At 65.2% G+C, this 10,367-nt stretch carries 9 protein-coding genes and 1 pseudogene; 5 read left to right on the top strand and 5 right to left on the bottom strand.

Features of this window, described 5'->3' with window-relative positions; genetic code table 11:
* Positions 1-377 (top strand): annotated as a pseudogene (locus JHC99_RS01500) (SDR family NAD(P)-dependent oxidoreductase); the annotation flags it as partial.
* 14 nt (positions 378-391) lie between these two features.
* Here the strand turns inward: JHC99_RS01500 and JHC99_RS01495 are convergent.
* A complete protein-coding gene (locus JHC99_RS01495; RefSeq protein WP_292151705.1) occupies positions 392-856 on the bottom strand; it encodes a hotdog domain-containing protein in 465 nt (154 codons plus the stop codon).
* 226 nt (positions 857-1,082) lie between these two features.
* On the opposite strand from JHC99_RS01495, the gene JHC99_RS01490 reads away from it, so the two are divergent.
* Positions 1,083-1,919, top strand: a complete 837-nt coding sequence (locus JHC99_RS01490; RefSeq protein WP_292151704.1) for an IclR family transcriptional regulator C-terminal domain-containing protein — start codon at positions 1,083-1,085, stop codon at positions 1,917-1,919.
* Between the two features lie 12 nt (positions 1,920-1,931).
* On the opposite strand, the gene JHC99_RS01485 is transcribed toward JHC99_RS01490, so the two are convergent.
* A complete protein-coding gene (locus JHC99_RS01485; RefSeq protein ID WP_292151703.1) occupies positions 1,932-2,336 on the bottom strand; it encodes a VOC family protein in 405 nt (134 codons plus the stop codon).
* Positions 2,337-2,500: 164 nt separating this feature from the next.
* On the opposite strand from JHC99_RS01485, the gene JHC99_RS01480 reads away from it, so the two are divergent.
* Positions 2,501-3,835 (top strand): amidohydrolase family protein, encoded by a 1,335-nt coding sequence (locus JHC99_RS01480; protein ID WP_292151702.1) that lies wholly within the window; start codon positions 2,501-2,503, stop codon positions 3,833-3,835.
* A 63-nt stretch (positions 3,836-3,898) separates the two neighbouring features.
* Here the strand turns inward: JHC99_RS01480 and JHC99_RS01475 are convergent, their stop codons facing one another.
* From JHC99_RS01475 to JHC99_RS01465, 3 genes are read right to left on the bottom strand one after another with little or no spacing between them, the layout of a single operon-like run.
* Complete coding sequence (locus tag JHC99_RS01475) at positions 3,899-4,963, bottom strand: phosphotransferase family protein (protein ID WP_292151701.1); 1,065 nt, start codon at positions 4,961-4,963, stop codon at positions 3,899-3,901.
* Positions 4,960-6,258, bottom strand: a complete 1,299-nt coding sequence (locus JHC99_RS01470; RefSeq protein ID WP_292151700.1) for an acyl-CoA dehydrogenase family protein — start codon at positions 6,256-6,258, stop codon at positions 4,960-4,962. Before JHC99_RS01470 ends, JHC99_RS01475 begins: the two co-directional genes overlap by 4 nt.
* 27 nt (positions 6,259-6,285) lie before the next feature.
* The gene (locus JHC99_RS01465) at positions 6,286-7,017 is read right to left on the bottom strand and encodes an SDR family NAD(P)-dependent oxidoreductase (protein ID WP_292151699.1); all 732 of its coding nucleotides are present in this window, start codon (positions 7,015-7,017) and stop codon (positions 6,286-6,288) included.
* A 67-nt stretch (positions 7,018-7,084) separates the two neighbouring features.
* Between JHC99_RS01465 and JHC99_RS01460 the strand changes: the two genes are divergently transcribed.
* Both JHC99_RS01460 and JHC99_RS01455 read left to right on the top strand, forming a co-directional pair.
* Positions 7,085-7,702, top strand: a complete 618-nt coding sequence (locus JHC99_RS01460) for a TetR family transcriptional regulator (RefSeq protein WP_292151698.1) — start codon at positions 7,085-7,087, stop codon at positions 7,700-7,702.
* A gap of 192 nt (positions 7,703-7,894) precedes the next feature.
* Positions 7,895-10,339, top strand: a complete 2,445-nt coding sequence (locus JHC99_RS01455; protein WP_292151697.1) for a TonB-dependent receptor — start codon at positions 7,895-7,897, stop codon at positions 10,337-10,339.
* Positions 10,340-10,367 lie beyond the last annotated feature (28 nt).

The following is a 10,367-nucleotide window of genomic DNA, read 5'->3' as shown; positions in this document are numbered from 1 at the left end:
GCGAGAACCGGGTGGCCTTCGTGTCGCGGGCCGATCTGGCGGCAGCGGCAGCGGGGCTGCTGGCCGGGGAGGGGCACGAGGGGGCGATCTATACCGGCACGGGGCCCAGAACATGGTCGGGTACTGAACGGGCGGAGCTGGTTGCCAGACTGAGCGGCAAGCCCCTGAGCCACGTTGTCATGACGACCGATGACCTGCGCGCCCGCTTCCTGCAAGCCGGCCTGCCACCTCACATCGTCGAGGTCGTCCTGTCGATCCGTCAGGGCTTTGTCGCGGGAGGCTTCGACATCATCACCGGCGATATCGCACGGCTTTCGGGTCGGCCGCCCCGGTCGCTCGAGGATGTGCTGGCCGAGGCCGCGTTCGGCGAGGGCTGATCGGACACCGGCCGTCAGGAGTCGGGCATCGAGTCTCGGAACCCTGACATCTGAGCCTGATGGCGGTCGAAATGGTCCGGTCGGCGTTCGACCCAGACGCCGTGTGCCGTGGCGCGGTCGCGGTCGTCTCCTCCCAGGCGCAGGCTTCCCGACATGATGCGGCGGCGGCCGTCCTCATTGTCTATGCGGACGGCCAGGATCAGCGGTCGTTCGACGGGGACCGGCATCAGGAAGTCGACGGTCAGGGTGGCGGTCACCGTCAACAGGCCGCTGTGGGTCAGGAACCGGCCGAGGGCGTCGTCGAAAACGCCGGAGATCCACCCGCCATGGGCGACGTCGGGTCCGCCCTGGAAGTCGGACGGGCAGGTCAAACGGACCAGGCCCTCGGTGGGGCCGATCGCAATGAAGTCGTCGGCGCCAAATCGGCAGGCCCGAACGCCGACGCGGCATCCCCGGCACAGAGCAATGTGATCCACCATCGGATTTTCCCCCCAACGCTGCCGCGAGACGCAACTGTATGGAGATGTCGTTTCTCGCACCAGAACCGCTCGCGCAAGGCGGGTCGCCGCAGTTCTTTTGCCCCGATGCCGCGCCGCCTGGGTTTGCGGGCCTTGGCCGACGTCGTTTCCAGTTTCGCTTGCGCGCCAATGCCTGCTAGGCAAAACAGGTTATTGCGGCCATGCCGCACGAACTGACGGAGTACGCATGGCGCGATCAGCAGCAGGAAAGGCCGTCCGCGAAGAGGCCAGCGTCTCCGATGGCGCGGAGTCTGTGACGGCGAACGATGCCGGCGAGAAGATGGTGATCGTCAAACCGGCGGCCAATGCGATTCGGATTCTGAAGTTTCTGGTCGAGGCGGGCGGGCCGACGCGGTCGGTGACGATCTCGCGCAGCCTGGGCCTGAACGCCAGCACCTGCTTCAACATCCTGCGCACCCTGGTGCTTGAGGACGTGGTCGAGTTTGATGCGGTGGCCAAGACCTATTCCGTCGGCGTCGGGCTGACGACCCTGGTCGGGAACCTGCTGACCGAAGGCCAGCGGGTGGCGGCGGCGACGCCGCAGATGCGCGAATTGGCCGACCGCTACAATATCACCATGACCCTGTGGAAACGGCTGGGGCCCGACAAGATTGTTCTGGTCAAGAGCGTCGCCAGTCCGGCCAATGTCCGTATCGAGATGGCGGAGGGTCAGCGGCTGCCGGTCTTGATGGCATCGACGGGCCGGATCATGGCGCCCCATCTGGGCTGGTCGCGCAAGGACCTGAAAGCGGCCTTCAAGGCGCTGCGCTGGCAAACCCCGCTGACGTTCGAAGATTACTGGGAGCAGGTCGAGGCGGCCGAGGCGCGTGGCTGGGCCAGCGATCAGGGCTACTTCACCAAGGGTGTGCAGACGATCGCGGCGCCGGTGTTCGACCGGGCGGGCGACGTCGCCTTCAGCATCGTCGGCGTCATGCTGCTGGGTCAGTACGAAGACGGCCAGCTTGACGAGATCGGCGCGGCCTTGCGGGATGCAGGCCGCCGTCTGACCAGCGCCTTGACCTGATCGGTTCCGGCGTCAACGGCCGGCGCGGGATTTCCAGTCGGCGGGTGGTGGCTCTTCCGGGACGAAATCCAGTTCGACCTCGACGCCGTTGGGATCGAACAGAAACATCTGCCAACGGCTGAACGGCCGTGGCGTGCGGATGATCCGATAGTCGAGGGACGCGGCCGTGATCCGGTCTGCCGTTCCAACCAGGTCTTCGGCGAAGAAGGCCATGTGATCCAAGGCACCGCGGCGGGGCTCCGGCATCCGGTCCGTCTCGACGACGTGGAGCACCGGGCTGTCTGCGACATAGAGCCATGCGCCGGGAAAGCCGAAGTCGGGGCGGGGGCCCGGGCTCAGTCCCAGAATCGCATAGAAATTCAGCGTCGCGGCCAATCGATCGGTGACGATGGTAAAATGGTCCATGCGGCGGATCATGTGGCCCTCCCTCTCGGCATCCGGCGTCCAGATGACGCATCATATTTTCTAGACAGTTTTTGCGTTTTTGTTATAGAACGGAATTCTGAATGACGCAGCCCTTACGAGACTGCGCCCGGATTAGAGGTGGCGACAAGCCGCCCTTGGAAATGAGGAAGAGCCGCATGACCGTCGATGACCTGATCCTCGTGAGCGTGGACGACCACGTCATCGAGCCGCCCAACGCGTTCGACCGCCACTGGCCCGAGCGCCTCAAGGGCCGCCAGCCCCACATCGAGCAGCGCGACGGACGCGATGTCTGGATGTTCGAGGAAAAGGCTGCCGGATACATGGGCCTGAACTCCGTCGTCGGTCGGCCCAAGGAAGAGTACGGCATGGAGCCGCTCAACTACGAGCAGATGCGTCGCGGCACCTGGGATATCAAGGCCCGCGTGGAGGACATGGACGCCAACGGCATCCTGGGTTCGATCTGCTTTCCAACCTTCCCCGGCTTCGCTGGTGCCCGGTTCCAGACCGCGTCGAAACAGGACCCGGACGTCGCCCTGGCCGCGATCCGCGCCTACAACGACTGGCACGTCCATGACTGGGCCGGCGCCGCGCCGGGCCGGTTCATCCCGCTGATGCTGACTCCGTTCTGGGATATGCAGGCGGCGGTGGCCGAGGTCGAACGGATGGCCAGACTGGGCGTCCACGCCTTGTCGTTCTCGGACAATCCGGCTTTGGCTGGCTGGCCTTCGCTGCATGACGACTACTGGGATCCGTTGTGGAAGGCCTGTGCCGACAACAAGGTGGTCATCTGCTGCCACATCGGCACCGGGTCGGCCGCTCAGCACGCCTCGGACCTGTCGCCGATCGACGCCTGGATCACCTCGATGCCGATCTCGATTGCCAACTCGGCGGCCGACTGGATCTGGGGTCCGATGTGGAAGAAATTCCCGGACCTGAAGATGGCCCTGTCGGAGGGTGGTATCGGCTGGATTCCTTACCTGCTGGAACGCGCCGACTTTACCCATGGCCACCACAATGCCTGGACCAACTCGAACTTCGGTCCCGGCAAGATGCCGAGCGACATCTACAAGAAGCACATCATCAGCTGCTTCATCGAAGACAAGTTCGGCCTCGCCAACCTCGATTACATCGGCGAGGACATGGTCATGTACGAATGCGACTATCCGCACTCGGACTCGGTCTGGCCGCACTCGGCCGAGAAGCTGTGGAATGATGTCCAGCATCTGTCGCGCGAGACGATCGACAAGATCACCCACATCAATGCGATGCGTGAATTCTCCTACGACCCGTTCTCGGTGCTCAAGAAGGAAGACTGCACGGTCGGTGCCCTGAAAGCCGCCGCCGCCGCCGTGCCCGTCCACACCGATCCGCTGCTGAACCTCGGTGGTGCAGCGCCCAAGCGCGAGGCCGGCAAGCCGGTGACGTCAGGCGACATCAACCGGATGTTCGAGAACGCCTCGGCGGAATCGACCGTTTCGGGCCGCCGCTAGGATCGACTGAAGACAGAGACGCCCGCCGGATCGCATCCGGCGGGCGTTTTCATGTCTGGCTTTCTACGTCCGCCGACCTTCGATCCAGCGGCTGGCGCGGCCGAGCAAGCGAACCGCGTTGCCGTGCAGGCGTTCGCCGATATCCATCGGGGCCTTGCCGGCGCAGGCGCGGGCGTACGACCCCTCCAGGATCAGGGCCAGCTTGTAGCAGGCGAAGACGCGGTACCAGTTCAAGTTCGATAGATCGGCACCGGTCAGCCGGCCATAGACCTCGACCAGTTCCTCGGCCTCGGGGAAGCCGTCCCAGGGCTGGATGACGATGGTCGTCTGGCTCATGTCGCCGCCGCGGCCGGGCCAGGTGGCCAGCAGCCAGCCGAGATCGACCAGGGGATCGCCGATGGTCGAGAGCTCCCAGTCGATGATCGCCTCAAGTTCCGGCGCATCCTGGCGGAACAGCACATTCTTCAGGTGGAAGTCGCCATGCATCAGGCCGGGGCGGAAGGTCGTTGGGCGGTTCAGCTCCAGCCAGTCGCCGATGGCGTGGACGTCGGGCAGGCCGCCGGAACCGGGCCAGCCGGTGAACTCGCCATAGCTTTCGAGCTGTTTCATCCAGCGGCGGGCCTGGCGCTCCAGAAACCCTTCCGGCTTGCCGAAGTCGCCGAGGCCGACGGCCTGGTAGTCGATCAGGGCGATGCGCGAGAGGCCCTCGATCACCGACAGACCCATGGCGTGGCGGGCGTCTGGCGAGCCGGCGTGGAGCGGCGGCATTCCGACGGCGGCGTTGAAGCCGTCCAGCGGTTCCATCAGATAGAAGGCCGCGCCGAGCACTGACGCGGCGTCGCAGGCGGCGATCAGGCCGGCGTGGGGCACGTTCGATCCGGCCAGGGCCTTAAGCACTCGGGCCTCGCGACGCATGGTGTCGCTTCCGTCGTGACGCGGGTTGAGCGGCGGGCGGCGCAGGACGTATTCACGGCCGCTCCGCTTGAAACGCAGCAGGACGTTCTGGGACCCGCCGGTCAACTGGACGACATCGACGATGGGGCCGGTGCCGAGGTCTTGACCATCCATCCAGGCGGCGAGGTCGCCGAGATCGACGAGTTCGATGCCGTGCGGGCGATCGATGGTCACGCGACCGCTGCCTTCAGGCCCGCCTCGTCGCCCGAGAGGCCGTATCTGGCCAGCGCGGCCTCGCGTCGGGCGGGCAGATGATAGTCGGGGAACAGGCCCTGCGAATGCTTGCGGCCGCGCAGCAGCTGTTTGGCCAGGGTCACCTTGTGGATGTCGGTGGGGCCGTCGGCGAGACCGACCTGGAATGAGTCCAGCACCATGGCCGCCAGTGGCGTTTCATTCGACAGGCCCAGGCTTCCGTGGACGTAGACGGCGCGGGCGGCGATGTCGTGCAACACCTTGGGCATGGCCGCCTTGACGGCCGATATGTCGCCGCGGACCTTGTTGTAGTCCTTCTCGCGATCGATCTTCCAGGCGGTGCGCAGGACCAGAAGTCGGAACTGCTCCAGTTCGATCCAGCTGTCGGCGATCTTCTCCTGGACCATCTGCTTGTTGGCCAGCGGTTCGTTGCGGGTGACGCGCGACAGGGCCCGGTCGCACAGCATGTCGAAGGCCTGGCGCGCCTTGCCGATGGTGCGCATGGCGTGGTGGATGCGCCCGCCGCCAAGCCGCACCTGAGCCACGACGAAGCCATCGCCCTGACCGCCCAGCATATGATCCAGCGGCACGCCCACGTCCGTGAAGCGCAGATAGGCGTGGCTTGGATCGCGGTCGCCGTAGCCGACGTTGCGCACGATTTCGAGCCCCGGCGTGCCCTTGGGAATGATGAAGACCGACAGGCGCCGATGCGGCGGCGCATCGGGATCTGTCACCGCCATCACGAGGAAGAAGCTGGCGTAACGGGCATTGGTCGCGAACCATTTCTCGCCGTTCAGTACCCACTGGTCGCCCTTCAGCACGGCGCGCGCCGTGAATGTGGTCGGATCGGCACCCCCTTGCGGCTCCGTCATCGAGAAGCAGGAGACGATGTCGTTGGCCAGCAGGGGTTTCAAATACTGCGCCTTCTGGGTTTCGGTGCCGTAGACGGCGAGGATCTCGGCATTGCCGGAATCGGGTGCTTGGCAGCCGAAGACGGTCGGGGCGAAGACCGAGCGGCCGAGAATCTCGTTCATCAAGGCCAGCTTGACCTGACCGTAGCCTGGACCGCCCAGCTCCGGCCCGAGGTGGCAGGCCCACAGGCCGCGATCCTTGACCTGTTGCTGCAGGGGCCGGACGAACCGGACATTCAGGGGATTGTCGACGTCGAACGGGCTTTGCAGGATCATGTCCAGCGGCTCGACCTCGTCGCGCACGAAGGCGTCGATCCAGGCCAGCTGTTCGGCGAAATCGGGGTCAGTCTCGAATTCCCAGGCCATCGGAGTTTCCGTTCGTTGTTGCTTTTTTCAGGACAGGGTTCGGCCGCCATCGACGACGATGGTCTCGCCGACGATGTAGGCAGCCAGGGGAGAGGCCAGGAACAGCGCCACCCCGGCGATCTCTTCCGGCCGACCCAGGCGGTTCAGGGGAATGCCCTTGAGGCGTTCGTTCAGGCGCACGGGGTCTGAGGTTGTGACCTCGGTCATCTTGGTGGCGATCAGGCCAGGCGCGATGCCGTTGACCCGGATCCCCCGCTCGGCCCAGGCGTCGCCCAGGGTGCGGGTCAGGTGGATGGCCCCCGCCTTGGACGCCGAATAGGCGGGATTGCCGCGCGCGGCCCGCAGGCCGCCGACCGAGCTGATGACGATCAGGCTTCCGCTGCGGGTCTCCAGTGCAGGTGCCAGTTTCTGGGCGCAGGCCATCAGGCTGTTCAGGTTGACTTCGACCACTTGGCGGAAAGCCTCGGCCTGGAACTCCTGGCGGCGGTACTGGACCGCGCCTTGGGACAGGATCACCACGTCGAGTGCATCGAACGGCGGCACCCAGGCCACGACCGCGCCCGGCGTGGCAACGTTCAGGGTGGAGAAGGCGAATGGCTCCAGCGCCCCGGCACCTTCGCCATAGGCCGCCTTGTTCGCTCTCGTTCCGGTCACGGCGACCGATGCGCCCCGCGCGGCGAAGGCTTGGGCGCAGGCCAGGCCGATCCCGCTGGACCCGCCGACGACGAGGACGTTCCGGTCGGTGAAGTCGAGGTCCACAAGATGCCTAAAGCGAAAGAATGAAACAGTTGTTTTATTTTACATGTCTGGGTTAAACCGTCAATGCATGAAAGCCGATGTCGCCAGAGACGCGATCAAGCGCGCCGCTCAGAGCCTGTTCGCCGCGCGCGGGGTCGATGCGGTGTCGGTGCGCGACATTCTGACGGCGGCCGGCCAGAAGAACGGGGCCTCGCTGCACTACTATTTCGGCTCCAAGGACGATCTGGTCGTCCAGTTGGTCATCGACGGGGCCAGGCTGATCGACGAGCGCCGCAATGCGAGACTGGACGCGCTGGAGGCCGCCGGTGGGCCCCATTTCCTGCGCGAATTGATGGAGGTGCTGATCCTGCCGTCCACCGACCTGGGGCGCGCGGGAGGGGAGGGCGATTATCTACGTTTCATCTCGACCTTCAGCCTGCAGAACCGCGTGGCGTTCGAGGCCATCATCGGGGACGGATGGAACCGGGGCTACCAGCGGTGCCTGGACCACATCCGGCGTCTGGCCCCGGCCAGTCCCGAGGTGCTGGAGCGCAGGCTGGTGTTCCTGAGTCTGGGTCTGCGGGCGGTGATGACGGCGCGCGAGGCGGCGCTGGCCGCGAACCCGGCCCATCCCTTCTGGCATCCTGACGAGACGCTGGACGACCTGGTCGCGACCCTTGTCGGCATGGTGTCGCCGTCCGAATAGCTCGTCGATCCGCTTAATAAAGACTGCAAATTTAGTTCGGATTGTAGAACACCATTTCGATATCAGACTTTTCGATTGCTCCCGATCCAGTCTCTGTTAACATCGTCGTGGGGTCGGGCTGTCAGGCGGGCCCCGTATTGGCTCCAACGGATCCCGCCACAGACGCGGGGACGAGGGCGGGGAGAGAGCAGAATGAACATCACCAAGACCGGCGTATCGTGCGCGGCTCTGGCCTGGGCCCTCGTATGCGTTTCCATGCCTGCCGTAGCGCAGACTCAAACCGATCAGGACGAGGCGTCGGCTATCGACGAGGTCGTGGTCACGGCGAGGCGTCGCGATGAGGCGCCGATCTCGGTGCCCGTGTCGGTCACGGTCCTGGGGTCCGAACAGTTGCGAACCCTGGCGGTGGACAGCCTTCAGGACCTGCGCGCTGTGACCCCCGGCATTTCCGTGGGCGAGGTATCGGGCGGCGTGGGTGGTACGGTATCCCTGCGCGGTGTCGGCACCACGGCCGGCTCCAACCCGACCTTCGAGCAGACCGTTGCGGTCAATATCGACGGCGTTCAGCTGTCACGCGGCGGTGCGGTGCGTGTCGGTCAGATCGACATGGAGAAGATCGAGGTTCTGCGCGGACCCCAGGCGCTGTTCTTCGGCAAGAACAGCCCGGCCGGGGTGATCTCGATCACCACCGCCGATCCGACCCGAACCTTCGAGACTGAAGTGCGCGGTGGCTATGAGTTTAATGCCCAGGAACGCCAGCTGGAAGCCACGATCTCGGGTCCGATCACCGATACTTTGGCCGCGCGCTTGGTGGTTTACGGCGCGGACATGGAAGGCTGGCGCGACAACATCGCCGATACGGCGGCGGCCGCGACCAATGCGATCCGGCCGGGATCGGTGACGGGCTCGACCTCGGGTGGACCACAGCAGCGATTCTTCTTCACGCGCGGCACGTTGAAATGGGAGCCGACGGCAGCGTTCGATGCACGGCTGAAGCTCAGCTACGCAGACAACGAGGGCATCGGGTACAATCAGGCCGGCGGCTTTCAGCGGATCTATTGCCCCAACGGTGTGCCCCAGCTGGCCCCGCAGGCGACGGCCCTGAACGGCGGGGTCGCCAATCCTGCCCTGGCGACGGCGCTGTCGGTCGACAACTGCCGGGCCGATGCGACCTATGCCAACGGCAACATAAATCCGGCGTTCCTAGTGGGTTCGCCCGAAGGCTTCACCGATGCGGACGGGGCCGGCAACTACAGCCAGCAACTGCATTCGCTGGAGCTCAACTACCGGCCGACCGACTGGCTCAAGCTGACCTCGGTCACCGGCTGGGCCAAGAATGACGACTTCAGGGTGGACACCTATGCGGTCGCGCCGTCTGACGCCGTCGGTGCCAACGATTTCACGGGCAACACGGGTTACACCCAGTTCACCCAGGAAGTCCGGGTCTCGTCGGACCTGTCGGGCCCGTTCAACTTCCTGGTCGGAGGCTTCTACGAGAGCTCGGAGCTGGAGACCTATACCCGCAACATCCTGGCCGGAGCGCCGCTGTTCCTGCACTTCATCGACGGGACGACCCAGTCGGTGTTTGGTCAGGCATTGTGGGACATCTCCGACAAGCTTGAGCTGGCCGGTGGTCTGCGCTGGAGTAAGGAATCCAAGGACTTCGCTGTGGCGCGCAATGGCGTCTTCCAGCCCGTGGCCCCCGGCTCGGCCGACTTCGAGAACACCTCGCCCGAGGTCACCCTGACCTGGCGGCCGACCGATCGGCTGACCTTGTACGGGGCCTACAAGGAAGGCTTCAAGTCGGGCGGATTCGCTGCCGCCACCAATACCGGCGCGGCTTTCACGACGCCGCTGAACGCCCTGTACCTGCCCGAGTCGGCCGAAGGGTTCGAGGGCGGGATCAAGGCTCTGCTGTTCGACGGCGCCCTTCGCGTGAACACCGCCGCCTACAGCTATGACTACACGAACCTTCAGGTGAACTCGCTGGATAACTCCAGCGGGGTGCCGGTGATCCGGGTCAACAACGCCGGGGCCGCGACGGTCAAGGGATTCGAGGGCGACTTCACCCTGCGGCTGCCGGCCATGCCGGGCCTGACGATCCGGGGGGCCGCCAACTTCAATGACGCGACCTACACCGACTTCCTGGCGACCTGCTACATCGGCCAGACGGTGGCGGACGGGTGCAACCTGTTGCTCAATCCGACGACGGGCCGGTTCACGGGTCAGCAACTGGGTGGCCAGCGCCTGGTCAATGCGCCGGAATGGACCGGCTCCCTGGGCGGCAGCTACACGGGTTCCACGGCCGTCGAGGGCATCGATTGGGGCATGAACGTCGATGCCCTGTTCAAGTCCGAATACAATCCGCACCCCGAACTGCATCCGGGCGCGGCGCAGGACGGCGTGACCTTCCTGAATGCCGGGGTGCGGGTGTTCAGCAGCGATCGTCGCTGGGAATTGGCCGTGATCGGGCGCAATCTGACCGAGGAATACCGCGTCGACGTCGCCTCGAACGTGCCCCAGACCGGCATCGCGACGCGAACGGGATCGACCACGGTCGGTGGGCTTGCTGACCTCAGCGGCAACGTCAATCGGGGTCGGGAAGTGATGCTCCAACTCACCTTCCGTCCGTTCTGATCCGCCGGGAAATGCCGGCCTGTAAGGG

Source organism: Brevundimonas sp., from assembly GCF_016463485.1.
In the GTDB taxonomy this organism is placed as follows: domain Bacteria; phylum Pseudomonadota; class Alphaproteobacteria; order Caulobacterales; family Caulobacteraceae; genus Brevundimonas.
This window is presented reverse-complemented; position numbering and strand designations above follow the sequence as displayed.

What these genes read in the sequence shown, in the direction of transcription:
- JHC99_RS01495 (WP_292151705.1), bottom strand. Translation starts at nt 856, where the DNA reads ATGGTGGATCACATTGCTCTGTGCCGGGGATGCCGCGTCGGCGTTCGG.
- JHC99_RS01490 (WP_292151704.1), top strand. Translation starts at nt 1,083, where the DNA reads ATGGCGCGATCAGCAGCAGGAAAGGCCGTCCGCGAAGAGGCCAGCGTC.
- JHC99_RS01485 (WP_292151703.1), bottom strand. Translation starts at nt 2,336, where the DNA reads ATGATCCGCCGCATGGACCATTTTACCATCGTCACCGATCGATTGGCC.
- JHC99_RS01480 (WP_292151702.1), top strand. Translation starts at nt 2,501, where the DNA reads ATGACCGTCGATGACCTGATCCTCGTGAGCGTGGACGACCACGTCATC.
- JHC99_RS01470 (WP_292151700.1), bottom strand. Translation starts at nt 6,258, where the DNA reads ATGGCCTGGGAATTCGAGACTGACCCCGATTTCGCCGAACAGCTGGCC.
- JHC99_RS01460 (WP_292151698.1), top strand. Translation starts at nt 7,085, where the DNA reads ATGAAAGCCGATGTCGCCAGAGACGCGATCAAGCGCGCCGCTCAGAGC.
- JHC99_RS01455 (WP_292151697.1), top strand. Translation starts at nt 7,895, where the DNA reads ATGAACATCACCAAGACCGGCGTATCGTGCGCGGCTCTGGCCTGGGCC.